The 25,880-nt window shown below is 71.9% G+C and carries 16 protein-coding genes, 1 tRNA gene and 1 rRNA gene; 12 read left to right on the top strand and 6 right to left on the bottom strand.

The window, feature by feature from the left end:
- Window positions 1-93, top strand: a 5S ribosomal RNA gene (rrf, locus tag AB0447_RS26425); the annotation flags it as partial.
- 5 nt (window positions 94-98) lie between these two features.
- Window positions 99-171 (top strand) — tRNA-Thr (locus AB0447_RS26420).
- 46 nt (window positions 172-217) lie between these two features.
- On the opposite strand, the gene AB0447_RS26415 is transcribed toward AB0447_RS26420, so the two are convergent.
- A complete protein-coding gene (locus AB0447_RS26415) occupies window positions 218-685 on the bottom strand; it encodes a hypothetical protein (RefSeq protein ID WP_366479257.1) in 468 nt (155 codons plus the stop codon).
- Window positions 686-736: 51 nt separating this feature from the next.
- On the bottom strand, window positions 737-3,256 hold the full coding sequence (locus AB0447_RS26410) for a SpoIIE family protein phosphatase (protein WP_366479256.1): 2,520 nt from the start codon (window positions 3,254-3,256) through the stop codon (window positions 737-739).
- Window positions 3,257-3,494: 238 nt separating this feature from the next.
- Here AB0447_RS26410 and AB0447_RS26405 point away from each other — a divergent pair, with 238 nt between their 5' ends.
- The 8 genes from AB0447_RS26405 (at window position 3,495) to AB0447_RS26370 (ending at window position 17,382) form a co-directional block, all read left to right on the top strand.
- Entirely contained in the window at window positions 3,495-9,014 is a 5,520-nt protein-coding gene (locus AB0447_RS26405; RefSeq protein ID WP_366479255.1) for a HAMP domain-containing protein, read from the top strand.
- Window positions 9,015-9,195: 181 nt separating this feature from the next.
- The gene (locus AB0447_RS26400) at window positions 9,196-9,876 is read left to right on the top strand and encodes a response regulator (protein ID WP_366479254.1); all 681 of its coding nucleotides are present in this window, start codon (window positions 9,196-9,198) and stop codon (window positions 9,874-9,876) included.
- A gap of 152 nt (window positions 9,877-10,028) precedes the next feature.
- Entirely contained in the window at window positions 10,029-12,857 is a 2,829-nt protein-coding gene (locus AB0447_RS26395; protein ID WP_366479253.1) for a DNA translocase FtsK, read from the top strand.
- Window positions 12,858-13,113: 256 nt separating this feature from the next.
- Window positions 13,114-13,995 carry a RodZ domain-containing protein gene (locus AB0447_RS26390; protein WP_366479252.1) on the top strand — a complete coding sequence of 294 codons (882 nt, stop codon included), beginning with the start codon at window positions 13,114-13,116 and terminating at the stop codon, window positions 13,993-13,995.
- A 148-nt stretch (window positions 13,996-14,143) separates the two neighbouring features.
- Window positions 14,144-15,655 (top strand): 30S ribosomal protein S12 methylthiotransferase RimO, encoded by a 1,512-nt coding sequence (gene rimO, locus AB0447_RS26385; RefSeq protein ID WP_366479251.1) that lies wholly within the window; start codon window positions 14,144-14,146, stop codon window positions 15,653-15,655.
- Window positions 15,652-16,314, top strand: coding sequence for a CDP-diacylglycerol--glycerol-3-phosphate 3-phosphatidyltransferase (pgsA, locus tag AB0447_RS26380; RefSeq protein WP_366479250.1), 663 nt, complete (start codon window positions 15,652-15,654; stop codon window positions 16,312-16,314). The genes rimO and pgsA overlap by 4 nt, the downstream gene beginning before the upstream one ends.
- Window positions 16,315-16,409: 95 nt before the next feature.
- Complete coding sequence (locus AB0447_RS26375) at window positions 16,410-16,889, top strand: nicotinamide-nucleotide amidohydrolase family protein (RefSeq protein ID WP_366479267.1); 480 nt, start codon at window positions 16,410-16,412, stop codon at window positions 16,887-16,889.
- A gap of 109 nt (window positions 16,890-16,998) precedes the next feature.
- Complete coding sequence (locus tag AB0447_RS26370; RefSeq protein WP_366479249.1) at window positions 16,999-17,382, top strand: helix-turn-helix transcriptional regulator; 384 nt, start codon at window positions 16,999-17,001, stop codon at window positions 17,380-17,382.
- Window positions 17,383-17,688: 306 nt separating this feature from the next.
- Here the strand turns inward: AB0447_RS26370 and AB0447_RS26365 are convergent, their stop codons facing one another.
- The 3 genes from AB0447_RS26365 to AB0447_RS26355 all read right to left on the bottom strand — a co-directional run bounded on the left by AB0447_RS26365 (window position 17,689) and on the right by AB0447_RS26355 (window position 19,960).
- Window positions 17,689-18,453, bottom strand: coding sequence for an SDR family NAD(P)-dependent oxidoreductase (locus AB0447_RS26365; RefSeq protein ID WP_366479248.1), 765 nt, complete (start codon window positions 18,451-18,453; stop codon window positions 17,689-17,691).
- A 33-nt stretch (window positions 18,454-18,486) separates the two neighbouring features.
- Window positions 18,487-19,278, bottom strand: coding sequence for a DNA-formamidopyrimidine glycosylase family protein (locus AB0447_RS26360; RefSeq protein ID WP_366479247.1), 792 nt, complete (start codon window positions 19,276-19,278; stop codon window positions 18,487-18,489).
- A gap of 91 nt (window positions 19,279-19,369) precedes the next feature.
- Window positions 19,370-19,960, bottom strand: a complete 591-nt coding sequence (locus tag AB0447_RS26355) for a TetR family transcriptional regulator (RefSeq protein ID WP_366479246.1) — start codon at window positions 19,958-19,960, stop codon at window positions 19,370-19,372.
- Between the two features lie 97 nt (window positions 19,961-20,057).
- Here AB0447_RS26355 and AB0447_RS26350 point away from each other — a divergent pair, with 97 nt between their 5' ends.
- Together AB0447_RS26350 and AB0447_RS26345 are read left to right on the top strand one after the other, a co-directional pair.
- Window positions 20,058-20,492 (top strand): VOC family protein, encoded by a 435-nt coding sequence (locus AB0447_RS26350; RefSeq protein WP_366479245.1) that lies wholly within the window; start codon window positions 20,058-20,060, stop codon window positions 20,490-20,492.
- On the top strand, window positions 20,489-21,196 hold the full coding sequence (locus tag AB0447_RS26345; RefSeq protein ID WP_366479244.1) for an NAD(P)-binding domain-containing protein: 708 nt from the start codon (window positions 20,489-20,491) through the stop codon (window positions 21,194-21,196). Before AB0447_RS26350 ends, AB0447_RS26345 begins: the two co-directional genes overlap by 4 nt.
- A 32-nt stretch (window positions 21,197-21,228) precedes the next feature.
- Here the strand turns inward: AB0447_RS26345 and AB0447_RS26340 are convergent, their stop codons facing one another.
- Window positions 21,229-25,821: an ATP-dependent helicase gene (locus tag AB0447_RS26340; protein WP_366479243.1), complete on the bottom strand. Its 4,593-nt coding sequence runs from the start codon at window positions 25,819-25,821 to the stop codon at window positions 21,229-21,231.
- Window positions 25,822-25,880 lie beyond the last annotated feature (59 nt).

Here is a 25,880-nt window from a genome sequence, read left to right as displayed (position 1 = left end):
ACGCCCGGTTACATTCCGAACCCGGAAGCTAAGCCTTTCAGCGCCGATGGTACTGCAGGGGGGACCCTGTGGGAGAGTAGGACGCCGCCGAACAACCCGCCCTTTTAGCTCAGTCGGTAGAGCGTCTCCATGGTAAGGAGAAGGTCAACGGTTCGATTCCGTTAAAGGGCTCTGACAAAATAAGGCCCCCGCCATCTGGCGGGGGCCTTTTTTGTTTTCACCTCACCTGGGCGGCGGCCGCGTCGATGAAGGCGGTGACGGCCTGCTCGAACCGGGCCTCGATCGCGATGACGGCCTGGCGGTCTTCGGCGTGGACGATCTCGCCGAGTTCGGCGGATATGGCTTCCATCAGTGGACGGAGGACGGGTTCGTCGGCGACGAGGCGAAGGCGGAAAGCGGCGGATTCGGCGACCGCCCCCAGGCGGTCGCTCTCCAGCTGGGCAGCCGCGAGCTCCTCGTCCCCAGGGGTCCGTCGGCGGCGGAACCACAGGGTGATCAGTGCGCGTTTGAGGTCCGTGACCGCGCCGGCATAGGCGCTGTAGGCCGCCAGGCGTTCCTGCCGCAGACGTTCTTCACGGTTCGCCGCTTCCGTGCGTTCGACGGTTCGCCGTTGGAACAGGTAGGTGCTCCACGAGCCGATCAGGGTGCCGACAACCGCGACCGCACTGGCCAGAATGGTGTTCATGCGGGGAGTCGACCACAGGCCCCCTCCAACCGGCCAGAGGCGACCGGAGGTTCAGTCGCCCGCGCGCTGTTCCGGCACGCGGAACGCCAGGATCGCCATGTCGTCGGAAGCCGGCTCCGCCGCGAAGCGTTCCACCGCCCGCAGGACGCGGGAGGCCACCGCGCCGGCCGTGAGGCCGGTGCAGGTGGTCAGGACGTCGGCCAAGCCGTCGTCGCCGAGCATGCGGGTGCCCTCGCGGCGCTCCGTCACGCCGTCCGTGACGCAGAGCAGCACATCGCCCGGTTCCAGGGTCACCGTCTGCTCGTACAGCTCCAGGTCGTCGATCACGCCCAACAGGGGCTGCGGGTCGGCCGCCGGGAGGACCTGGCCGTCCGGGCGGAGGCGCAGCGGCAGCGGGTGGCCGGCGCACACCACCTTCATCAGGGCGCCGCCGTCCGGCTGCAGGTGGAGTTCCCCGTACAGGAGGGTCAGGAAGCGGCTACGGGCGCCCTCGTCGAGGATCGCCGCGTTCAGGCGCTCCAGGACGGCGGGGCCGCCCAGGCCCTCGCGGGCCAGCAGCCGCAGGGCGTGCCGGGCCAGGCCCGTCACCGCCGCCGCCTCCGGGCCCGTACCGCAGACGTCGCCGATGGCGAACCCGTAGGCGCCGTCGCGGATCGGGAAGACGTCGTAGAAGTCGCCGCCCACCTCGTTGCCCTCGCCGGCCGCCCGGTAGATCACCTCGACCTCCATGCCGGGAATGGCGGGGGAGCCGGGCGGCAGCAGGCTGCGCTGCAGGGAGCGGCTGATCGCCGTGCGCTCCGAGTACAGGCGGGCGTTGTCGAGGGCGAGGGCGGCCCGGCGGGAGAGGTCCTCGGCGAGTTCGAGGATCTCCTGGCGGAAGTGCTCCTCGTGGGGTTTGCCCAGGGTGAGCATGCCGATGACGCGGTTGCGGGCCAGCAGCGGCAGGACCACCGTCTCGGCGTGGACCGCTGCGGAAGCCGCCGTCCACGGGCGGGCGCCCGTCTCGGTCACCGGCTCCGGGGGGTCCACGCGGGCCAGCAGGGCCTTCAGGGCGTCGATCCGGTCCTCGTCCTCGTGCAGGACGTACGACAGGTACGGGTCGGAGGCCGGGTCGGTGATCGTGTAGACCGCGCACCAGGTCGCCAGGGTCGGGACGGTCATCTGGGCCATCAGGGCCAGCGTCTGGTCCCGGTCGAGGGTGCCGGCCAGCAGGTCGGAGGCCTCCACCAGGAAGGACAGGGAGCCGCGGCGCAGCCGTTCCAGCTCCCCGAGCCGGGCCGACTCCACGGCCAGGGCGATCCGGTCCGCGGCGAACTGCAGCCGCAGGGCCTCGTCGTTCGAATAGCGGCCGGGGGCTTCGGCGGCCACCCCGAGGGACCCCGTGAGCCGGCCCTCGACCTTCAGCGGGACGGTGACCACCGAGCGCATGCCCGTGGTGTCCAGCAGCGGGACCGCGCCGGGGACCGCCGTGAGGTCGTCGTGGACGGCGGGCATCCGGGCCGAGCCGAAGCGGTTGGTGCCGGCCTCCACGGGGACCCGGGCGAACCGCTGCCGGGTCGAGGGCAGGCCGGTGGTGGCGCGGACCTCCAGCTCCGTCTCGTCGTCGGTGGCCAGCAGGAGGAAGGCGGCATCGGCGTCGAGCATGTCACGGGCCCGCTCGACGGTCCGCTGGAGCAGCCCGTCGAGATCGTCGGGGGCGGGGGAGCCGATGAACACCTCGAAGGGGTCCGCGGCGCGCGGTTCGGAGAACCGGCCGTCCTCGGCGGGGACCCGGGTCGGGCTCTGCAGGACGGCCCGCTCGTCGTCGTGGACCAGCAGACAGACGGTGGACGGTTCGCCGTACGCATCGCGGACCCGCAGGTGGGAGGCGTAGACGGGGATGACCCGGCCGTCCGCGCCGCGGATGCCGTAGCTGCCCTCCCAGCGGGACAGGCCCAGGGCCTCGGCTACGCCGGTACCCGTGCCGGGGGTGTGCGGCCAGGCGGCGAGCTCGGCCAGGGGCCGGCCGATGGCCTTCTCGGCGGGGTAGCCGAAGACGTGCTCGGCGTCCCCGTTCCAGGCGGAGACGACGCCCGCCGCATCGATCTGGAGGACGGCCACCCGGACCCGGGACTCGGCGAGCGGGAGCAGCTGGTCGGGGACGACCGGCCCGGCGGACCGGGTACCGACCGGCCGGTCCGGGAGGTCGAGGCGGAACCACACGTGTTTGCGGGTGGCGGTGTATTCGACTCCCCAGCGGGTGGCGAGGGCTGCGCACAGCATCAGGCCGCGGCCGCTCTCCCGGTCCGGGTCCGCGTAGGGCCGGTCCGGCGGTGCCAGTGGAAGCTCGCGGTCCGGATAGCGGTCGGCGACCTCCACCCGTACGCCGCCCTCGGCGCGCAGGCACAGCACCTCGGCTCGGGTGCCGGCGTGGATCACCGCGTTGGTGACCAGCTCGCTGGTGAGCACCACGGCGTCGTCGACGATGTCCGCGAAGCCCCAGCCCTGCAGGGTGTCGCGGACGAAGGCGCGGGCAGCCGCTACCGAACGTCCGACGGGATCGAAGCTGGCAGCCGCCCTGGCCGTGATCACAGGACTCAGGACTCCTTACGAGCGGATGGACAGTCGGACGCCAGGGTACTTACCCCGCCCCCGCTGCGGGTGCCGTCGCCCCGGATTCCACCCGCAGGGTGTGGGCGATGTGCAAAGGTACCGAAGCGTTATGGCCGGGTTCGGCCATGGTGAAACACTGGGAAGGCTTGGATGGACCGTGCTGCGGGAAAATCGGCAGCCCGGTGGAACGACGGTCGACCCTTTCGGGAGGGACACGGTGGAGTCTGGCGTGGCGGCGCGACGTACGGGTGCGCGCGCGAAGGGCGGACGGTCCCGGCGCGGGGGGACGACGGAAGTCGACACCGCTGCACTGAACCGGCTGCTCTCGGCCCTGGTGTCGATGCGGGACGGCAACTTCCGCAAGCGGTTGACGGTGTCCGGCGACGGGGTGATGGCGGAGATCGCCGCCGTCTACAACGAGGTCGCGGACCGCAACCTCCACCTGAGCGGGGAGCTGTCCCGGGTCCGGCGGATGGTCGGCCGCGAGGGCAAGCTGAGCGAGCGGCTGGAGACCGGGGCCTGTGAGGGCGCCTGGGCGGCCGCGATCGACGCGTCGAACCAGCTGGTGGAGGACCTGGCGCGGCCGGTCTCGGAGGTCGGCAGGGTGCTGTCGGCGGTCGCCGAGGGCGATCTCGAGCAGCGGATGGACCTGCGGACCCAGTCGCCGGAGGGGGTGGGGCACCCGCTGCGCGGGGAGTTCCTGAAGGTCGGGCGTACGGTCAACAACCTGGTGGACCAGCTGTCGGCGTTCACCGACGAGGTGACCCGGGTCGCACTCGAGGTGGGTACCGAGGGCAAGCTCGGCGGTCAGGCCCAGGTGCGCGGAATGTCCGGTTCTTGGAAGGACCTGACCGACTCCGTCAACACCATGGCGTACCGGCTCACCGCTCAGGTGCGTGACATCGCGCTGGTGACCACGGCGGTGGCCAAGGGCGATCTGTCCCGCAAGGTCACGGTGCACGTGGCCGGCGAGATGCTGCAGCTGAAGAACACCGTGAACACGATGGTGGACCAGCTGTCCTCGTTCTCCTCCGAGGTGACCCGGGTGGCCCGCGAGGTGGGTACCGAGGGTGAGCTCGGCGGTCAGGCGCAGGTGCCGGGTGTGGCCGGTGTGTGGAAGGACCTGACCGACTCCGTCAACACGATGGCGGGCAATCTGACCGCTCAGGTGCGGGGGATCGCGCAGGTCACCACGGCCGTGGCGAACGGTGACCTGACCCAGAAGGTCACGGTGAGCGCGCGCGGCGAGGTGGCGCAGCTCGCCGAAACGATCAATCAGATGACGGACACCCTGCGGACCTTCGCCGACGAGGTGACCCGGGTGGCGAGCGAGGTCGGTGCGGAGGGTCTGCTGGGCGGTCAGGCGCAGGTGCCGGGTGCGGCGGGGACCTGGAAGGACCTCACCGATTCGGTGAACACGGTGTTCCGGAATCTGACCACTCAGGTGCGGGACATCGCGACGGTCACGACCGCGGTGGCCAACGGTGATCTGTCGCAGAAGGTCACGGTCGACGTGGCCGGCGAGATGCTGGAGCTGAAGAACACCGTCAACACGATGGTGGACCAGCTGCAGGCGTTCGGTGCCGAGGTGACCCGGGTGGCCCGGGAGGTCGGTGTCGAGGGCGAGCTGGGCGGTCAGGCGCAGGTGCCGGGTGCGGCGGGGACCTGGAAGGACCTCACCGATTCGGTGAACACGGCGTTCCGGAACCTGACCGGGCAGGTGCGCAACATCGCCCAGGTGACCACGGCGGTGGCCAACGGCGATCTGTCGCAGAAGGTCACGGTCGACGTCTCCGGCGAGATGCTGCAGCTGAAGAACACCGTGAACACGATGGTGGACCAGCTGTCCTCGTTCGCCGACCAGGTGACCCGGATGGCCCGGGACGTGGGTACGGAGGGCCGGCTGGGCGGTCAGGCCCGGGTGGAGGGGGTTTCCGGGACCTGGAAGGAGCTCACGGACTCGGTGAACTTCATGGCCGGCAACCTGACCTCCCAGGTCCGGCAGATCGCCCAGGTCACCACGGCGGTGGCGCGCGGTGACCTCTCGCAGAAGATCGACGTGGATGCGCGCGGCGAGATCCTGGAGCTGAAGAACACCATCAACACGATGGTGGACCAGCTGTCCGCGTTCGCGGAGCAGGTGACCCGGGTGGCCCGGGACGTGGGTACGGAGGGCCGGCTGGGCGGTCAGGCGCAGGTGCCCGGTGTGGCCGGCGTATGGCGTGATCTGACCGACTCGGTGAACGGTATGGCCGGGAACCTGACCTCGCAGGTGCGCAACATCGCCCAGGTGGCGACCGCGGTGGCGCGCGGTGACCTCTCGCAGAAGATCGACGTGGATGCGCGCGGCGAGATCCTGGAGCTGAAGAACACCCTGAACACGATGGTCGACCAGCTGTCGAACTTCGCGGAGCAGGTGACCCGGGTGGCCCGCGAGGTGGGTACCGAGGGCATCCTGGGCGGCCAGGCGGAGGTGAAGGGGGTCTCCGGCACCTGGAAGGACCTCACCCAGTCGGTCAACTTCATGGCCAACAACCTGACCTCGCAGGTGCGCAACATCGCCGAGGTGACCACGGCGGTCGCCACGGGCGACCTGTCGAAGAAGATCACGGTCGATGCGAAGGGCGAGATCCTGGAGCTGGTCACCACCGTGAACACGATGGTGGACCAGCTGTCCTCGTTCGCGGAACAGGTGACCCGGGTGGCCCGCGAGGTGGGTTCGGAGGGCATCCTCGGCGGTCAGGCGCGGGTGCGCGGGGTCACCGGCATCTGGAAGGACCTCACCGACAACGTCAACCTGATGGCGAACAACCTGACCTCGCAGGTGCGGAACATCTCCCAGGTCTCGGCGGCGGTGGCCAACGGCGACCTGACCAAGAAGGTCACGGTCGAGGCGCGCGGCGAGGTGGCCCAGCTCGCCGACACGGTCAACACGATGGTGAAGACCCTGTCCTCGTTCGCCGACGAGGTGACCCGGGTGGCCCGCGAGGTGGGTACCGAGGGCCGGCTGGGCGGGCAGGCGCACGTGCCGGGTGTCTCGGGGACCTGGAAGGACCTCACCGACTCGGTGAACTTCATGGCCTCCAACCTCACCGGCCAGGTGCGGCAGATCGCCATGGTCACGACCGCCATCGCCAAGGGCGACATGACCAAGAAGATCGACATCGATGCGCGCGGCGAGATCCTGGAGCTCAAGACCACCATCAACACGATGGTCGACCAGCTGTCGTCGTTCGCCGACCAGGTGACCCGGGTGGCCCGCGAGGTGGGTACCGAGGGCATCCTGGGCGGTCAGGCGCGGGTGCGGGATGTGGACGGCACCTGGCGGGATCTGACCGAGTCGGTGAACGAGATGGCCGGGAACCTGACCCGGCAGGTGCGCGCGATCGCGGCCGTGGCGACCGCGGTGACCCGCGGCGACCTGAACCTGAAGATCGACGTGGACGCGTCGGGCGAGATCCAGGACCTCCAGGACAACATCAACACGATGATCGCGAACCTGCGCGACACCACCCTGGCCAACAAGGAGCAGGACTGGCTCAAGGGCAACCTGGCCCGGATCTCCGGCCTGATGCAGGGCCGCCGCGATCTCGACGACGTGGCCTCGCTGATCATGAGCGAGCTCACCCCGGTGGTCTCGGCGCAGGCCGGCGCCTTCTTCCTGGCGGTACCGGCCGGCATCAGCACCGACCTGGCTGCCGACGGCGGGGCGGACGGCTCGTACGAGCTGCACGTGCGCGGCAGTTACGCGTACGCGGGCGACCGGATGCCGACCTCCTTCCGGCCGGGGGAGGGGCTGATCGGGACCGTCGCCGAAGAGAAGCGGACGATCCTGGTCGAGAACACCCCGCCCGGCTATCTGAAGATCTCCTCGGGTCTGGGGGAGGCGCCGCCCGCGCACGTGATCGTGCTGCCGGTGCTCTTCGAGGGGAAGGTGCTCGGCGTGATCGAGCTGGCCTCCTTCCAGCCGTTCACGCAGATCCAGAAGGACTTCCTCAGCCAGATCGCCGAGATGATCGGTACGAGCGTCAACACGATCAGCGTCAACTCCAAGACGGAGATGCTGCTGAAGCAGTCCCAGGAGATGACCGAGCAGCTGCGCGAGCGCTCCGACGAGCTGGAGAACCGGCAGAAGGCCCTGCAGGCCGCCAACGCCGAACTGGAGGAGAAGGCCGAGCTGCTGGCCCAGCAGAACCGGGACATCGAGGTGAAGAACACCGAGATCGAGGAGGCCCGGCAGGTCCTGGAGGAGCGCGCCGAGCAGCTCGCCGTCTCGATGCGCTACAAGTCCGAGTTCCTGGCCAACATGTCGCACGAGCTGCGCACTCCGCTCAACTCGCTGCTGATCCTGGCCAAGCTGCTGGCCGACAACGCGGAGGGCAACCTCTCGCCGAAGCAGGTGGAGTTCGCCGAGACCATTCACGGTGCGGGATCGGACCTGCTCCAGCTGATCAACGACATCCTGGACCTGTCGAAGGTCGAGGCGGGCAAGATGGACGTCTCGCCGACCCGGATCGCCCTGGTCCAGCTGGTGGACTACGTGGAGGCCACCTTCCGGCCGCTGACCGCGGAGAAGGGCCTGGACTTCTCGGTCCGGGTCTCCCCGGAGCTGCCCGCCACCCTGCACACCGATGAGCAGCGGCTGCTGCAGGTGCTGCGGAACCTGTTGTCGAACGCGGTGAAGTTCACCGACAACGGGGCCGTGGAGCTGGTCATCCGGCCGGCCGGGTCCGATGTTCCGCAGGCCATCCGGGAGCAGCTGCTGGAGGCCGGTTCGCTGCGGGAGGCCGACGGCGACCTGATCGCCTTCTCGGTCACCGACACCGGTATCGGGATCGCGGCGAGCAAGATGCTCGTGATCTTCGAGGCGTTCAAGCAGGCCGACGGCACCACGAGCCGGAAGTACGGCGGTACCGGGCTGGGGCTGTCGATCAGCCGGGAGATCGCCCGGCTGCTGGGCGGCGAGATCCACGCGGCGAGCGAGCCCGGCCGCGGCTCCACCTTCACCCTGTACCTGCCGCTGCACCCCAGCGAGCTGCCGCCCCAGGGGTACGCGCCGCCGGCCCCCGGCGGCCGCAACGACCCGTACCGGCGGCCGGGGCAGGCGGCGCCCGCGCTGCCGTCCGCGGCCGGCAGCGCCGGCCCGGCGCCGGCGGCCCTGGCGCCCGTACCGGTGCCGCAGGCGCAGCAGCCGGCCGCGGACCCGGCGGGAGCGGGGTCCTCGTCCTCGGCGGCGCTGTTCCGGCGGCGCCGGAAGGCGCTGAGCGAGGCGAAGCCGCGGGCGGAGGTGCCGGGGCAGCCGGTCTCGGAGGACTGGCTGGTGCCGGAGGAGCCGCCGGCGGCCCCCCGGGCCTACGGCTTCCACGGCGAGAAGGTGCTGATCGTCGACGACGACGTACGCAACGTCTTCGCGCTGACCAGCGTGCTGGAACAGCACGGGCTGGCGGTGCTGTACGCGGAGAACGGGCGGGAGGGCATCGAGGTGCTGGAGCAGCACGACGATGTGACGGTCGTCCTGATGGACATCATGATGCCGGAGATGGACGGATATGCGACGACGGCGGCGATCCGGCGGATGCCGCAGTTCGAAGGGCTGCCGATCATCGCGCTGACCGCGAAGGCCATGAAGGGGGACCGGGAGAAGGCCATCGACTCCGGCGCCACCGACTACGTCACCAAGCCGGTCGACCCCGACTTCCTGTTGTCGGTCATGGAACAGCACATGCGGGCAAGGTGATCGACTTTTCCCGTGGCACATTCCACGGCTCAGGGGGGAACCTTCGGCTCTCCCACCACGTTTCCGCTACGTGCACAGTGACATCTTGGTGACAGGGTGTGGCGATCTCGGGACTGGGGCTACGATGACCGGCACAAGGACGGGCCGGGGAGGCCCCATGCCGGGGCGAGGAGGACAGGGCATGGTGCAGAAAGCCAAGATCCTCCTGGTCGACGACCGGCCGGAGAATCTGCTGGCGCTGGAGGCCATCCTCTCCGCGCTCGATCAGACACTGGTCCGGGCGTCGTCGGGGGAGGAAGCGCTCAAGGCGCTGCTGACTGATGACTTCGCGGTCATCCTGCTGGACGTGCAGATGCCCGGGATGGACGGGTTCGAGACCGCCGCGCACATCAAGCGGCGGGAGCGGACCCGCGACATCCCGATCATCTTCCTGACCGCGATCAACCACGGTCCGCACCACACCTTCCGGGGCTATGCCGCGGGGGCCGTGGACTACATCTCCAAGCCTTTCGACCCGTGGGTGCTGCGGGCGAAGGTCTCGGTGTTCGTGGACCTGTACACGAAGAACTGCCAACTGCGCGAGCAGGCGGCGCTGCTGAGGCTCCAGCTCGACGGCGGCAGCTCCAACGGCGTGGAGAGCAAGGAGGCCGCGGGTCTGCTGGCCGAGCTCTCGGCGCGGCTGGCCGCGGTCGAGGAGCAGGCCGAGGCGCTCACCAAGCAGCTCGGCGAGGAGGCGGCGGAGGCTTCGGTGGTGGCCACCGCGGCCCATCTGGAACGCAAGCTGACCGGACTGCGCCGGGCGCTGGACGCGCTGGAGCCCGGCGCCGGCGGCGGCGCGGCCGTGCTGCCCGCCCAGACCTGAGCCCTCCGGGGCTCGGCAGGCCTTCGGCGCGGCCTCTCTGAGGCCGCGTCAGGTCTGTCCGTACGTCACATCGTGTACCCGGCGGCCGACACGAACGGGTGAAGGGGTGGGCACGCGTGTCCACCGGCGTGCGCACCGGTAACCTCGCCTCCATGGCCTCAAGTACGTCCGGCAAGGGTTCCCAGAGCACGGCGGGCACCGCGAAGGCCCGCACCGGCCGTACGACGGCGCCGGCCAAGAAGGCGGCCCCCGCACGCAAACCGCCCGCGAAGAAGGCCGCGCCCGCGAAGCGCGCCCCGGCGAAGAAGGCCGCCGCCAAGCCGGCGCCTTCCCCGACGAGCGGTGTGGTGCGCCTGGTGCGCGCCCTGTGGCTCGGTGTCGCACACGCGATCGGCGCCATGTTCCGCGGGGTGGGACGCGGGGCCCGGAACCTCGATCCCGCGCACCGCAAGGACGGCCTCGCGCTGCTCCTGCTCGGCCTCGCGCTGATCGTGGCCGCCGGCACCTGGTCGAACCTGAGGGGTCCGGTCGGCGACCTGGTCACCATGCTGGTCACCGGGGCCTTCGGCCGGCTCGATCTGCTGGTGCCGATCCTGCTGGGGGTCATGGCGGTACGTTTCATCCGGCACCCCGACCAGTCCGATGCCAACGGCCGGATCGGCATCGGGCTGTCCGCCCTGGTGACCGGGGTGCTCGGGCAGGTCCACATCGCCTGCGGGGCGCCCGGCCGGGGCGAGGGCACGGACGCGATGCAGGACGCCGGCGGGCTGATCGGCTGGGCCGCGTCCAAACCGCTGATCTTCACCATGGGCGCACCCCTGGCCGTGCCGATGCTGGTGCTGCTGACCGTCTTCGGGCTGCTGGTGGTCACCGCCACCCCGGTCAACGCCATCCCGCAGCGGCTGCGCCGGCTCGGCATCAAGCTGGGCATCATCCAGCCCGACGAGTACGACGAGCCGGAGGCCCTCCCCGCCGACGGCGACCGCCATGACGCCGACCGGTGGCGGGCCCGCACCGGCCGCGGCCGGGCCGCCGCGGCCGGGCAGGGCGACGGGCCCGATGCGGCAGACGAGGCGGACGCGGCCGAGGAGGCGGCGCTCAGCAGGCGGCGCCGCCCCCGCCGTGCCCCGGTGCAGCCGTCGCTGGACCGCGAGATGGACGCGGTGGACGTGGCCGCGGCGGCCGCCGCCGCCCTGGACGGGGCGGTGCTGGGCGGCCTGCCGCCGTCGCCGCTGGTCGCCGACCTCACCCAGGGGATCTCCGGCGGCCGGACCGGAGTGGAGCCCACCGCGCCGGTGCCCTCGGCCCGCGAGGAGGCCCCCGGCACCGCACGCCCCGCGGGCCCGAAGGGCTCGGCAGGAGCGGTGGTCCCGCCCGCCCCCGCTGCACCGCCCACCGCCGGCACGGCCGACGGGGCCGGCACCTTCACCGTGCCCGACCTCACCAAGGCGCCGCCGGAGTCGACCTCGCCGCTGCCGCCCCGGGCCGAGCAGCTCCAGCTGCGCGGGGACATCACGTACGCCCTGCCCTCGCTCGACCTGCTGGAGCGCGGCGGACCCGGAAAGACCCGCAGCGCCGCCAACGACGCGATCGTCGACTCGCTCCGGAACGTGTTCAGCGAGTTCAAGGTCGACGCGGACGTCACCGGCTTCACCCGCGGCCCGACGGTCACCCGGTACGAGGTCACCCTGGGCGCGGCGGTCAAGGTCGAGCGGATCACCGCGCTGACCAAGAACATCGCGTACGCGGTGGCCAGCCCCGACGTCCGGATCATCAGCCCGATCCCGGGCAAGTCGGCGGTGGGCATCGAGATCCCGAACACCGACCGCGAGATGGTCAACCTGGGCGACGTACTGCGGCTGGCGGACGCGGCCGAGGACGACCACCCGATGCTGGTGGCGCTGGGCAAGGACGTCGAGGGCGGCTATGTGATGGCCAACCTGGCGAAGATGCCGCACGTGCTGGTGGCCGGAGCCACCGGTTCCGGCAAGTCCTCCTGTATCAACTGCCTGATCACCTCGGTGATGGTGCGGGCGACCCCGGAGGACGTGCGGATGGTGCTGGTCGACCCCAAGCGGGTCGAGCTGACGGCGTACGAGGGCATTCCGCACCTGATCACGCCGATCATCACCAATCCCAAGCGGGCCGCCGAGGCGCTCCAGTGGGTGGTCAAGGAGATGGACCTCCGGTACGACGACCTGGCCGCCTTCGGCTACCGGCACATCGACGACTTCAACCAGGCCATCCGGGACGGCAAGATCAAACTGCCCGAGGGCAGCGAGCGGGAGCTCAATCCGTACCCGTATCTGCTGGTGATCGTCGACGAGCTCGCCGACCTGATGATGGTGGCCCCGCGCGACGTCGAGGACTCGATCGTCCGGATCACCCAGCTGGCCCGCGCGGCCGGCATCCACCTGGTGCTCGCCACCCAGCGGCCGTCGGTGGACGTGGTCACCGGTCTGATCAAGGCGAACGTGCCCTCGCGGCTGGCCTTCGCCACCTCCTCGCTGGCCGACAGCCGGGTCATCCTCGACCAGCCCGGCGCCGAGAAGCTCATCGGCAAGGGCGACGGGCTGTTCCTGCCGATGGGGGCGAACAAGCCGGTGCGGCTCCAGGGCGCCTTCGTCACCGAGGAGGAGATCTCCGGGATCGTTCGGCACTGCAAGGAGCAGATGGCGCCGGTCTTCCGGGAGGACGTCACCGTCGGCCAGAAGCAGAAGAAGGAGATCGACGAGGAGATCGGCGACGACCTCGACCTGCTGTGCCAGGCCGCGGAGCTGGTGGTCTCCACCCAGTTCGGGTCCACCTCGATGCTCCAGCGCAAGCTGCGGGTGGGCTTCGCGAAGGCCGGCCGGCTCATGGACCTCATGGAGTCGCGGGGCGTGGTCGGTCCGAGTGAGGGTTCGAAAGCGCGCGACGTGCTGGTGAAGCCGGACGAGCTGGACGGGGTGCTTGCCGTCATCCGCGGTGAGGCCGGTTAGCCTTCCGGTGCGGACCGGCCACGTGCTGGTCCGGCACCGCCGGATGGAGCACCGATGGCGCCGCCGGGTGAGTCTCACCCGTAAGGGATCGGCGGGCAACCGTTTCCCTTGGCGCCGCGTCAAGTTGAGGCAAGGGGGAGGACCGCCGACCGCCATACGGATGGCGTAGGAAGTCCACCCTCCGGTTGCTCCACCCTTTCGTCACCCCCCTAGACTGGACGTCCAGCAGGTGGCTACACGCTCGAAAGGCGCCCTCGTGTCCATCGGCAACTCCAACTCCCCCGAAGACGACCAGCCTTCGACCGCCGAAGAGCGGCCGGAAGCCGGGCCGTCCATCGGCCGGACTCTTCAGCAGGCCCGGATCGTCGCCGGGCTCACCGTCGACGAGGTCAGCTCCATCACGCGTGTGCGCACCCCGATCGTGCACGCGATCGAGCAGGACGACTTCACCCGCTGCGGCGGCGACGTCTACGCCCGCGGCCACATCCGTACGATCGCCCGGGCGGTCGGCATCGATCCGGCCCCGCTGGTCGACAGCTACGACGCCGCCCACGGCGGCCGCCCAGCCCCGACCCCGGCCGCACCCCTGTTCGATGCGGAGCGGATCCGTCCCGAGCGGCAGCGGCCGAACTGGACCGCCGCGATGGTCGCGGCCATCGTCGCCGTGATCGGGTTCGTCGGTTTCACCGCCTTCACCGGCGGCGAGGACGGCGGCAAGCGGCCGGTGGCGGAAGGTTCCGTCTCGCCGAAGCCGGCCCCCAAGCAGACCGGCAAGGTGATCACCCAGACCCCGGTGGTGCCGAAGCCCCCGAAGGCTCCCAAGCCCGACCCCTCGGACAGTGCCATCGCGGCCGCGCCCAAGGACCTGGTGACCGTGGTCCTGACGGCCAACGACGGGGAGAGCTGGATCTCCGCGAAGGACTCCACCGGTCGGACGCTCTTCGACGGCATGGTCGAACAGGGCGACTCCAAGACCTTCACGGACAAGGAGTCCATCGATCTCGTGCTCGGCGACGCCGGGGCCGTCCAGCTGTTCGTGAACGGCAAGGAGATCAAGGACGATTTCCAGCCCGGCCAGGTGGAACGGCTCACCTACACCAAGGACGATCAGCGCCAGGGCCAGGCACAGGCGGGCTGACCGGCTTCTGACCGGCTGCTGACCAGCTGCTGAACAGGCAATCGAGGATCCCCGGGGCGCGGCACCACACCTGCTGCCCGCCCCGGGGATCTTGGTTTACCGGGACTTGGGGCGGGGGTCGGCGTTTGGACAAAGTAGTCTTGAGTCCATGCCCGAACGCCGTACCGTCGCCCTTGTCACTCTTGGCTGCGCCCGTAACGAGGTGGACTCGGAGGAGCTCGCAGGCCGCTTGGCGGCGGATGGCTGGGAGCTCGTCGAGGACGCCGCCGATGCGGACGTCGCCGTCGTCAACACCTGCGGCTTCGTCGAAGCCGCGAAGAAGGACTCCGTAGACGCCCTGCTGGAAGCCAATGATCTGAAGGATCACGGCAAGACCCAGGCCGTCGTCGCCGTCGGCTGCATGGCCGAGCGCTACGGCAAGGAGCTCGCCGAAGCCCTCCCCGAGGCCGACGGGGTGCTCGGCTTCGACGACTACGCCGACATCTCGAACCGCCTCCAGACCATCCTCAACGGTGGCAGCGTGGAGGCCCACACCCCGCGCGACCGCCGCAAGCTGCTGCCGATCAGCCCCGCCGACCGGCAGAACACCGCGGTCGCCCTGCCCGGCCACGCCCAAGAGCCTGTCGCCGAGGCCCCGGCCGACCTGCCCGACGGGGTCGCCCCGGCCTCCGGCCCGCGCGCCCCGCTGCGCCGCCGGCTCGACAAGAGCCCGGTCGCCTCGGTGAAGCTGGCCTCCGGCTGCGACCGCCGCTGCTCCTTCTGCGCCATCCCGTCCTTCCGCGGCTCCTTCGTCTCGCGCCGCCCCAGCGACGTGCTGGGCGAGACGCGCTGGCTGGCCGAGCAGGGCGTCAAGGAGATCATGCTGGTCTCCGAGAACAACACCTCGTACGGCAAGGACCTGGGCGACATCCGGCTGCTGGAGACCCTGCTGCCGGAGCTGGCGGCGGTCGACGGCATCGAGCGGGTGCGGGTCAGCTACCTCCAGCCGGCCGAGATGCGGCCCGGCCTGATCGACGTACTGACCTCCACCCCCAAGGTGGTGCCGTACTTCGACCTGTCCTTCCAGCACTCCGCGCCGGACGTCCTGCGCGCCATGCGCCGCTTCGGCGACACCGACCGGTTCCTGGAGCTGCTGGACACCATCCGCTCCAAGGCCCCGCAGGCCGGCGTGCGGTCCAACTTCATCGTGGGCTTCCCCGGCGAGACCGAGCACGACTTCGCCGAGCTGGAGCGTTTCCTCACCCACGCGCGGCTCGACGCGATCGGTGTCTTCGGCTACTCCGACGAGGACGGCACCGAGGCCGTCACCTACCAGAACAAGCTCGACGAGGAGGTCATCGCCGAGCGCCTCGCCCACATGCAGCGGCTCGCCGAGGAGCTCACCTCGCAGCGCGCCGAGGAGCGGATCGGGGAGACCCTGGAGGTACTCGTCGAAACCGTCGAGAACGTCGGGGACGCGGCGAACGGGGACGAGGACGAGGCCGGCGCCTACGGGCGCGCCGCGCACCAGGCCCCCGAGACCGACGGGCAGGTGCTCTTCACGGACAGCACCGGCCTGGTCCCCGGTCGCATGGTCGTGGCGAAGGTGGTCGGCACCCTGGGCGTGGACCTGGTGGCCGAGCCGCTGGGCCTGGAGGAGCTTGAGGAGGCGGCCGGATGACCGGAGTCCCGGCACCAGCGACGGGCGGGGCCGGCCGACGGCCGGGCGCAGCGCCCGGCGGAAAGCTGGGGGCCGCGGCCGTCAACCAGGCCAGCCTGTGGAACATCGCCAACATCCTGACGATGGTCCGGCTGGTGCTGGTGCCGGGATTCGTCCTGCTCCTGCTGGCCGACGGGGGCTACAACCCGGTCTGGCGGGCTTGGGCCTGGGCGGCCTTCGCCGTCGCCATGATCACGGACATCTTCGACGGTCATCTGGCCCGCACGTACAACCTGGTCACCGACTTCGGGAAGATCGCCGACCCGATCGCCGACAAAGCGATCATGGGGTCGGCGCTGGTATGCCTCTCCTGGCTCGGCGACCTGCCCTGGTGGGTGACCGGAGTGATCCTGGGCCGTGAGCTCGGAATCACGCTCCTCCGCTTCTGGGTGATCCGCTACGGCGTGATCCCGGCCAGCCGTGGCGGAAAGCTGAAGACCCTGGCCCAGGGCACGGCCGTCGGCATGTACGTCCTGGCCCTGACCGGGCCGCTGGCGACCTTCCGCTTCTGGGTGATGGCGGTGGCCGTGGTGCTGACCGTGGTCACCGGCCTGGACTACGTCCGGCAGGCCGTCGTACTCCGCCGCCGGGGAATCGCTGCGGAGCGGGCCGCAAGGTGACACACCGGGCCGCGGACTCGAAAGTGGCCGGAGCGGCGGTCGACGGTGTCGGCGGGGTGGCCGACGCCGCCTCGCTCGCGGCGGAAGTTCTCCGAATGCTCGCGGAGAGTGACGGAACCATTGCGGTGGCGGAGTCGTTGACCGGAGGGATGGTGGCGGCAGAACTCACCGCCGTCCCGGGTGCCTCCCGGTCCTTCCGCGGCTCCGTCACCGCGTACGCCACCGAGCTCAAGCACAGCCTGCTCGGGGTGGACGCGGAGTTGCTTGCGGCGCACGGAGCGGTGAACCCGCAGGTCGCAGCAGAGATGGCGGCCGGGGTGCGGGAGGCGCTGGGTGCGGACTGGGGGATCGCGACGACCGGCGTGGCCGGCCCGGACCCGCAGGACGGACAGCCGGTGGGCACGGTTTTCGTGGCCGTGGCGGGTCCGGAGTGCGGGAAAACCGCCCGACTGCGGTTGAACGGCTCCCGCGCGGAAATCCGTAGGGAGAGTGTACGGACAGTGCTCGAACTTCTCTTGAGCGAACTCCGCGAAAATGCGCGGAGGCAGGATACGGAACAGAACGGGGGGATTTGATGTTTGCAGCCCTGAGTGAACACGACATCGCTCCCCGCACGGCCGCGGCGCGAGGCGGTACGGTGGGGCGTGAAGGATGCGGCTACACGGTCAGAGGAGGGAGCCACCGATGATTCTGCTCCGTCGCCTGCTGGGTGACGTGCTGCGTCGGCAGCGCCAGCGCCAGGGCCGTACTCTGCGCGAAGTCTCCTCGTCCGCCCGAGTTTCGCTCGGCTATCTCTCCGAGGTGGAGCGGGGGCAGAAGGAGGCATCCTCCGAGCTGCTCTCCGCGATCTGCGACGCGCTGGACGTACGGATGTCCGAGCTGATGCGCGAAGTCAGCGACGAACTGTCGCTCGCCGAGCTGGCACAGTCGGCCGCGGCAAGCGAACCGGTGCCTGCGCCGGTACGCCCGATGCTCAACTCGGTCTCCGTGACCTCGGTCGCGGGTGGACCGACCGAGCGGGTGACCATCAAGGCGCCTGCGGAAGCGGTGAACGTCGTAGCCGCGTGAGTGTCTGAAGTGTGGCCGGAGCCCCGGCCGGGAGCGGACCGCCGTCCGCCCCGGTCGGGGCTCCGTGCCGTTCTGGGTGCGCCCCCGCAGGGGGTACGGGAGGATGGGCGGGTCCGGGTCACGCCCTCCGGGAGGCAGCCGTGCCGCGCTTGCTCATACCCCTGGCCCTGGCGGCCGGGGCGCTGTGGTGGTGGGCCGTACTCAGACTCGCGCTGGCACCATCGGCGTCCGGTCCGATGGAGGGGGTGGTCGCGGTGGGCGGCTGGGGGCTGAGCCTGCTGCCCGTGCACTGCACCCGCCGGGCGGTCACCAGGGCATCGCGACTCCGCCGTTCGGGCGCAGGATCTGGCCCGTCATGAAGGACGAGGCGTCCGAGGCGAGGTAGAGCACGGCCTGGGCGATGTCCTCGGGCTCGCCGACCCGGCGGAGCGGGGACATCCGGATCATCATGGCCTCGGTCTGCTCCTGGACCTCGGGGCTGTGCCGGCCGGTCATCGGGGTGCGGATCCAGCCCGGGGCCACCGCGTTGACGCGGATGCCGTGCGGGCCCGCCTCGCCGGCCAGGGTCTTGGTCAGCTGGACGACGGCGGCCTTGGCGGCGCTGTAGCAGAGCAGGCCGGGCTGGGCGGCGTCCACGGCGCCGGAGGCCATGGTGATGATCGAGCCGGGGGTGCCGGCGGCCAGCATCGCCCGGGCCGACTCCTGGCAGGCGTACAGGACGCCCTTGAAGTTCACTTCCAGCACTCGGTCGAGGTCCTCGTCGAGAGTGTCCAGCACGCTGCTGGTGTGCATGATCCCGGCGATCGCGGCGGTGATGTCGAGCCGGCCGGCGGCGGCCACGGCGGCCCTGACCGCGGCCCGGTCGGTGACGTCGAGGGGGTGGGAGACGGCCGCTCCGCCCTTGTCGGTGATCAGGGCGACGGTCTCGGCCAGGCCCTGTTCGTCGCGGTCGGCGCAGTGGACGGTGGCGCCGGCCTCCGCGAGGAGCCGGGCGGAGGCCCGCCCGATGCCGCTGGCGGCGCCCGTGATCAGCGCGGTGCGGCCGGTGAGGTCGTACGAGGCGAGGGGCATGACGGGGACGGTACGACCGGATCTGACGGGTCGTCAACGGTTGGGGGCGGGGTCGCCGGCCGGGCCGGACTGGCAGCGGGGGCACCAGTAGGTGGGGCGGCCGTCCTGGTCGGCGCGGCGCACGGGGGTGCCGCAGCGCAGGCAGGGGCGGTGCTCGCGTCCGTAGACGAACAGGCCGGGGCCGGGCCGTCCGGTGGTGCTGCGGGGGCGGTCCTTGTTGGCGTCCAGCAGCCGGTGGGCGGCGGCGGCCAGGCGCAGCGGGTCGGGGGCCTCGGCGACCGGGGTCCAGGGGGTGACCTGGGCGAGGAAGCAGAGCTCCGACTTGTAGATGTTGCCGATGCCGGCCAGGTTGCGCTGGTCGAGGAGGGCCTCGCCGAGCGGGCGGGCGGGGTCGGCGAGCAGGTTGCGGGCGGCGAGGGCGGGGTCCCAGTCGGGGCCCAGCAGGTCGGGGCCGAGATGGCCGACGGCCCGGTCCTCGTCGGTGGTGCGCAGCAGTTCCAGGACGGGGAGGCGGTAGCCGACGGCGGTCCGGTCGGCGGTGCCGAGGATCGCCCTGATCTCGTAGGCGGGGCCGCCGCGCCAGCGCTCGCCGGCGGCGAAGACGTGCCAGGCGCCGTCCATGCGGAGGTGGCTGTGCAGGGTGAGGCCGCCCTCGATCCGGGCCAGCAGGTGCTTGCCGCGCGGGGTGACCTCCAGGACCCGGCGGCCGGTCAGGTCGGCGGTGGCGAAGCGGGGCACCCGCAGATCGCTGCGGGTCAGGGTCTCCCCGGCCAGGGCGGCATGCAGCCGCCGGGCGGCCCGCCAGACGCTGTCTCCCTCGGGCATGCGCCCATTGTGCGCCCCGGAGTGCGCCCCTGGGTGCGCTACAGGGGGTGCCGGGCGGGCCGGGCCGGGCCCTGGTCCGCCGGACCCCGGCCTAGGGGGTGAGGGCCTGAGTGAGGAGGGCGAGGAGTTCCTCGCGGGTCGGGGGGACCGGGGAGGTCATGGCCTGGAGGCATAGGCCCGTCATCAGCGGGGGGATGAGGGCGGCGGTCACCGGCCCGACGACCGGGGTCATCGCCTCGACGCTCGCCCGGGCGGACCGGCTCGCGGCCTCGCGGAGCCCGGGGCGGCGCAGGGCCGCGAGCTGGAGTTCGTACTCGACCACGGCCGAGGAGCGGGCGGCGCCTTCGTGGACGTAGGCGAGGACCCCGTCGGCCAGGGACTGGGCGAGCTGGGCCGGGGTGTCGGCGGCGTGCTCCTCGGCCCACTGGCGGACGTACGCCGTGAAGCGGTCGGCGGCGCGGTCCAGGGCCGCGTGGATCAGCGCCTCGCGGTCGGCGAAGTGGTAGGTGGTCGAGCTCAGGGAGACGTTCGCGCGCTCGGCGATCGCCCGGTGGGTCAGGCCCTCCAGGCCGCGCTCGGCGATCAGCTCCTCCGCCACCTCGGCGATCCGCTCGCGCCGGTTCGGGTCGTGCCTGCGTGTCCGCCGTCGCGGGGCGGCCTCCTCGTGCGTCTCTGCATGCATGCGGCCAGCCTCGCACAGAATCATTGGTACGGACGTCCGTACCAATGTTATGGTGGAGGAGTTGCCGGGGGGATCGGGATCGACAGGAGAGAGAGTCATGACGAACGCACACCCCCTGAACCTGGTGGACGTGACCGTCCCGCGCGAAGCGCACGAGGACGCCCGCCGCTTCTACACCGAGGCCTTCGGCTGGACCGTGGACCTGGACCTTCCGGGGTACCCGATCCTCGGCACCGGCCGCGGCGGCAGCCAGGTCGGCCTGATGTGGGAGGGCAATCCGCAGTCCGGGGACCTCTCCGGCTTCTGGAAGACGGGCAAGACGATGCCCTCCCTCGGGACCGAGGACATCGAGGCCACCCTGGCCGAGGTCGAGCGGCACGGCGGCGAGATCGCCGCTCCCGCGCGGCAGACCGGTCCGGTGAAGGTCGCGGTCTTCCGGGACCCCTGGGGGAACGAGTGGTTCCTCTGCGAGAACGCGGCCGGCAACACCGGCAACACCGGCAACACCGGCGAGAACGGAGCGACGGCATGAAGATCGCAGTCCTCGGCACCGGCGGCGGAGGCCGCGCGCACGCCGCCAAACTGCTGGAACTCGGACACGAGGTCGTCATGGGCACCCGCGACTCGCAGGTCACCCTCGGCCGCACCGAACCCGACTTCATGGGCATCGAGCCCTTCGGCCAGTGGCTCGCCGACTACCCCGGCATCGACCTCATGAACTTCGGCGACGCCGCCGAGACCGCCGACTTCGTCATCAACGGCATCGACGGTGCCAACGCGCTGGGCGTTCTCACCGACATCGGTGAGCACCTGGCCGGGAAGACCGTCATGGACTACGCCGTCCCGTTCATCTACAACCCCACGCAGGCTCACCCCTGGCCCACCCCCTGGGGGGTCATGCCGGCCCTGGACCCGGTGGACTCCGACAGCCTCGGCGAGCGGATCCAGCGCGCCCTGCCCGAAGCCAAGATCGTCAAGGCCTGTGTCACCCAGGAACAGGAGACCGTGGTCCACCCCAAGGCCGTGGCCGACGGCGACCACACGATCTTCATCGCGGGCGACCACGACGACGCCAAGGAGCAGGTCACCGGACTGCTGCAGTCCTACGGCTGGCGGGACGTCCTCGACCTCGGACCGCTGGTCAGCGCGCGGGGCATGGAGATGTACTCCCACATGCACAGCGCGATCCAGTTCGCGCTCGGCGGCGCCCGCTTCGGCATCAAGGTCATGCGCTGATGCGTTGATGCGTCGTGGCGCTGGTGCGTGGATCAGGAGCGCAGGCGCAGCCCCCTGGGGGTGGCGTGGAAGCCCGCCGCCTCCAGGACCTTCCCCAGCGCGGAGGTCAGGGCCGGGGCGGTGTTGATCCGCTCCACCGTGAGGTCCGGCAGGGTGCCGGCCCGGGAGGCCGCCGCCAGCGCGGCGGCCGCCGCCTCCAGCCGGGGGTCCTCGGCCGGCGGCCAGGCCAGCAGGGTCCGGCCGCCGCGCTCCAGGTACAGGACGAGCTCCCCGTCCACCAGCACCACCAGCGAGCCGGCCTTCCGGCCCGGCTTGTGCGAGGCCCCGTCCGGCGGCTCCGGCCAGCCCAGGGCCGCACCGTACGCGTTCGCCGGATCGGCGGCCGCCAGCACCACGGCGGCCAGCGGCGGCGGGGTGCGCTCGGCCGCCCGCAGCCGGTCCACCGCACCGTCCATGGCGAACTGGGCGGCCCCCAGCCCCTCCACCACATAGCCCCGCCGGGCCTGACCGCTGTCCTCGAACGCGGACAGCACCCGGTACACCGCGCTGAAGCCGCCCTCGACGCCCTCCGCGCCCACCGCACCCCGGGTCACCACCCCGTGCCGGTCCAGCAGGGTGCGGGCCAGCGCGTGCGCCCGGTGCGTCGGATCGGGGGCGTGCGCCGGGAGCAGCGACCAGCGGCCGGAGACCGTGGGCGGGCCGGGCCGGGACACCGAGGCGCTCAGGGTGCCGTACCGGCCGCGGGGGACCGTACGCCGGGCCCGGTGCGCGGTGGCGCCCGCCGTCCGCCCGGAGCCCAGCAGGGAGCGGAGCGGGGCGAGGGTGTCGTTCGTCAGCCGGCCGGACCAGGCGAGGTCCCACAGGATCTCCGACAGCTGTACGTCGGTGGCCTCGGGCCAGCCGGTCCGCACCGACTCCGCGATCTGGCGGAAGAACAGGCCGTACCCACCGGCCAGGCAGTCCAGCACCGCCTGGTGCAGCGGTGTCTGCTCCAGCGGGTGCGGCGGCGGCAGCAGCAGCGGGGCCGCGTCCGCCAGGTACAGCGACACCCAGCCGTCCTTGCCGGGCAGGGCGCCCGCGCCCGCCCAGACCACCTCGCCGGTCGTGGTCAGCTCGTCCAGCAGGGCCGGCGAGTAGCCGCTGACCCGGGAGGGCAGGATCAGCCGCTCCAGCGCGGAGGCCGGCACCGGGGCGCCCTGCAGCTGCTCGATCGCCCGGGCCAGTCCGTCGATGCCGCGCAGCGCCCCGCCCAGGTGCTGCCACTGCGGCAGGAAGGTGGCCAGCGCGGTCGGCGGGACCGGTTCCAGCTCCTGCCGGAGCGCGGCCAGGGACCGGCGGCGCAGCCGCCGCAGCACCGCCGCGTCACACCATTCCTGGCCGATGCCCGAGGGATGGAACTCGCCCTGGACCACCCGCCCGGCCGCCGCCAGCCGATGCAGCGCCCCGTCCGTCACGGCCGCGCCCAGCCCGAACCGGGCGGCGGCGGTGGCCGTGGTGAACGGGCCGTGGGTGCGGGCGAAGCGGGCCAGCAGGTCGCCCAGCGGGTCCTTGACCGGCTCGGTGAAGGCCTCCGGGACACCCACGGGCAGGGCCGTGCCCAGCGCGTCCCGCAGCCGGCCCGCGTCCTCGACGGCCGCCCAGTGCTCGGCGCCGGCGATCCGGACCGCGATGACCCGGCGGGCGGCGGCGAGCTCCCGGGCCCAGGCCGGCTCCGCGCCCCGCTCGGCCAGCTCGGCCGCCGTCAGCGGGCCCAGCATCCGGAGCAGGTCGGCCACCGATTCGGCGTCCTTGGCCCGGCGGTCCTCCGTCAGCCACTGGAGCTCCCGCTCCAGCTCGGCCAGCACCTCCGGATCCAGCAGCTCCCGCAGCTCCGCCTGGCCGAGCAGCTCGGCCAGCAGCCGGGAGTCCAGCGACAGCGCCGCCGCCCGGCGCTCGGCGAGCGGCGAGTCCCCCTCGTACAGGAACTGGGCGACGTACCCGAAGAGCAGGGACCGGGCGAACGGGGACGGCTCGGGGGTGGTGACCTCGACCAGGCGGACCCGGCGCGCTTCGATGTCGCCCATCAGCTCGGTCAGCCCCGGTACGTCGAACACGTCCTGCAGGCACTCCCGGACCGCCTCCAGGACGATCGGGAAGGAACCGAACTCGGACGCCACCTGGAGTAGTTGGGCGGCACGCTGGCGCTGCTGCCACAGCGGGGTCCGCTTCCCCGGGCTGCGGCGCGGCAGCAGCAGGGCCCGGGCCGCGCACTCCCGGAACCGGGAGGCGAACAGCGCGGAGCCGCCCACCTGGTCCGTGACGATCCGGTCGACCTCGCCCTTGTCGAAGGCCACGTCGGCCGCGCCGAGCGGGGCCTGCCCGCTGTCGAACTCGAAGGAGGGCAGCCCCGCGGGGTCATGGTCGAGCAGGTCCATGCCCAGCAGGTCGGCGTCCGGCAGCCGCAGCACGATCCCGTCGTCGGCATGCATCACCTGGGCGTCCATGCCGTACCGCTCGCTGAGGCGGGAGCTCAGCGCCAGCGCCCACGGGGCGTGCACCTGCGCGCCGAAGGGGGAGTGGACCACCACCCGCCAGTCGCCCAGCTCGTCCCGGAACCGCTCCACCACGATGGTCCGGTCGTCCGGCACGTGCCCGCAGGCCTCGCGCTGCTCCGCCAGGTAGGCCAGCACATTGCCGGCGGCCCAGGCATCCAGCCCGGCCGCCAGCAGCCGCAGCCGGGCGTCCTCCTCGGACAACCCGCCGAGCTCGCGGAGGAAGGCCCCCACCGCACGCCCCAGTTCGAGCGGCCGGCCCAGCTGGTCGCCCTTCCAGAACGGCAGCCGCCCCGGTACCCCGGGCGCGGGGGTGACCAGCACCCGGTCCCGGGTGATGTCCTCGATCCGCCACGAGGTGGTGCCGAGGGTGAACACGTCCCCGACCCGCGACTCGTACACCATCTCCTCGTCGAGCTCCCCGACCCGGCCGCCGCCCTTCTTCGGATCGGCGCCGGCGAGGAACACGCCGAACAGGCCGCGGTCCGGGATGGTGCCGCCGGAGGTGACGGCGAGCCGCTGCGCACCCGGCCGCCCCGTGATCGTGCCCGCCACGCGGTCCCACACCACCCGCGGCCGCAACTCGGCGAACGCGTCGGACGGGTAGCGGCCGGCCAGCATGTCCAGCACTGCCGTGAACGCCGATTCGGGCAGCGCGGCGAACGGCGCCGCCCGCCGCACCAGGGCGATCAGCTCGTCCAGCTGCCAGGTGTCCATCGCGGTCATCGCCACCAGCTGCTGCGCCAGCACGTCCAGCGGGTTGGACGGGATCCGCAGCGATTCGATGGATCCCGAACGCATCCGCTCGGTGACCACCGCCGCCTGCACCAGATCGCCCCGGTACTTGGGGAACACCACGCCCGTGGAGACCGCGCCGACCTGGTGTCCGGCCCGGCCGACCCGCTGCAGCCCGGAGGCCACCGACGGCGGCGACTCCACCTGCACCACCAGGTCCACCGCGCCCATGTCGATGCCCAGTTCCAGGCTGGACGTCGCCACCACCGCCGGCAGCCGGCCGGCCTTCAGGTCCTCCTCGACCAGGGCCCGCTGCTCCTTCGACACCGAGCCGTGGTGCGCCCGCGCGAGCAGCGGCGGGGCGCCCTTCGCGGCCCCCGACTGGGCCATGATCTCGGCGGGCGGCGGGGCCCCCTCGGCCAACGGCGTGCCGGTGGCCCGCTCGTACGCGATCTCGTTGAGCCGGTTGCACAGCCGCTCCGCGAGCCGCCGCGAGTTCGCGAACACGATCGTCGACCGGTGCGCCTGCACCAGGTCCGCGATCCGCTCCTCCACATGCGGCCAGATCGACGGCTTGTCCCCGCCCTCCCGCTCCTCGGTGGCCGGCGAGCCGCCCAACTCGCCCATGTCTTCTACGGGGACGACCACCGACAGGTCGAACTCCTTGGCCGACGGCGGCTGGACGATCTCGACCTTGCCGCGCGGCGACAGGTACCGGGCCACCTCCTCCACCGGCCGGACCGTCGCCGACAGGCCGATCCGGCGGGCCGGGCGCGGCAGCAGCTCGTCCAGCCGCTCCAGCGACAGCGCCAGGTGCGCGCCCCGTTTCGTCCCGGCGACGGCGTGCACCTCGTCCAGGATCACCGTCTCGATCCCGGCCAGGGCGTCCCGGGCCGCCGAGGTCAGCATCAGGAACAGCGACTCGGGGGTGGTGATGAGGATGTCCGGCGGCCGCAGGGCCAGCGACCGCCGCTCCGCCGCCGGGGTGTCCCCGGACCGGATCCCCACCCGGATCTCCGGCTCGGGCAGCCCCAGCCGCACCGCCTCCTGCCGGATCCCGGTCAGCGGGCTGCGCAGGTTGCGCTCCACGTCCACCGCGAGGGCCTTCAACGGGGACACGTACAGCACCCGGCAGCGCTTCTTCGGCTCGGCCGGCGGCGGGGTGGCGGCGAGCCGGTCGAGGGCGGCGAGGAACGCGGCGAGGGTCTTGCCGGAGCCGGTCGGCGCCACCACCAGGACGTCCGAGCCGGCGCCGATGGCCCGCCAGGCGCCCTCCTGCGCGGAAGTGGGCGCGACGAAGGCCCCCGTGAACCAGGAGCGGGTCGCGGGGGAGAACGAGTCGAGCGCGGAGCCGGCCATGGCTCCATCCTGCACCCCGCCACCGACAACCGGCCGGACCTGCGCAAACGCCCCCGGCG

Origin of the sequence: Streptomyces sp. NPDC051211 (assembly GCF_040689505.1) — a bacterium.
In the GTDB taxonomy this organism is placed as follows: Bacteria; Actinomycetota; Actinomycetes; order Streptomycetales; family Streptomycetaceae; genus Streptomyces.
This window is presented reverse-complemented; position numbering and strand designations above follow the sequence as displayed.

What these genes read in the sequence shown, in the direction of transcription:
- AB0447_RS26400 (WP_366479254.1), top strand. Translation starts at nt 9,196, where the DNA reads ATGGTGCAGAAAGCCAAGATCCTCCTGGTCGACGACCGGCCGGAGAAT.
- rimO (WP_366479251.1), top strand. Translation starts at nt 14,144, where the DNA reads ATGCCCGAACGCCGTACCGTCGCCCTTGTCACTCTTGGCTGCGCCCGT.
- AB0447_RS26375 (WP_366479267.1), top strand. Translation starts at nt 16,410, where the DNA reads ATGCTCGCGGAGAGTGACGGAACCATTGCGGTGGCGGAGTCGTTGACC.
- AB0447_RS26370 (WP_366479249.1), top strand. Translation starts at nt 16,999, where the DNA reads ATGATTCTGCTCCGTCGCCTGCTGGGTGACGTGCTGCGTCGGCAGCGC.
- AB0447_RS26365 (WP_366479248.1), bottom strand. Translation starts at nt 18,453, where the DNA reads ATGCCCCTCGCCTCGTACGACCTCACCGGCCGCACCGCGCTGATCACG.
- AB0447_RS26360 (WP_366479247.1), bottom strand. Translation starts at nt 19,278, where the DNA reads ATGCCCGAGGGAGACAGCGTCTGGCGGGCCGCCCGGCGGCTGCATGCC.
- AB0447_RS26340 (WP_366479243.1), bottom strand. Translation starts at nt 25,821, where the DNA reads ATGGCCGGCTCCGCGCTCGACTCGTTCTCCCCCGCGACCCGCTCCTGG.
- AB0447_RS26395 (WP_366479253.1), top strand. Translation starts at nt 10,029, where the DNA reads ATGGCCTCAAGTACGTCCGGCAAGGGTTCCCAGAGCACGGCGGGCACC.
- AB0447_RS26345 (WP_366479244.1), top strand. Translation starts at nt 20,489, where the DNA reads ATGAAGATCGCAGTCCTCGGCACCGGCGGCGGAGGCCGCGCGCACGCC.
- AB0447_RS26355 (WP_366479246.1), bottom strand. Translation starts at nt 19,960, where the DNA reads ATGCATGCAGAGACGCACGAGGAGGCCGCCCCGCGACGGCGGACACGC.
- AB0447_RS26415 (WP_366479257.1), bottom strand. Translation starts at nt 685, where the DNA reads ATGAACACCATTCTGGCCAGTGCGGTCGCGGTTGTCGGCACCCTGATC.
- AB0447_RS26350 (WP_366479245.1), top strand. Translation starts at nt 20,058, where the DNA reads ATGACGAACGCACACCCCCTGAACCTGGTGGACGTGACCGTCCCGCGC.
- pgsA (WP_366479250.1), top strand. Translation starts at nt 15,652, where the DNA reads ATGACCGGAGTCCCGGCACCAGCGACGGGCGGGGCCGGCCGACGGCCG.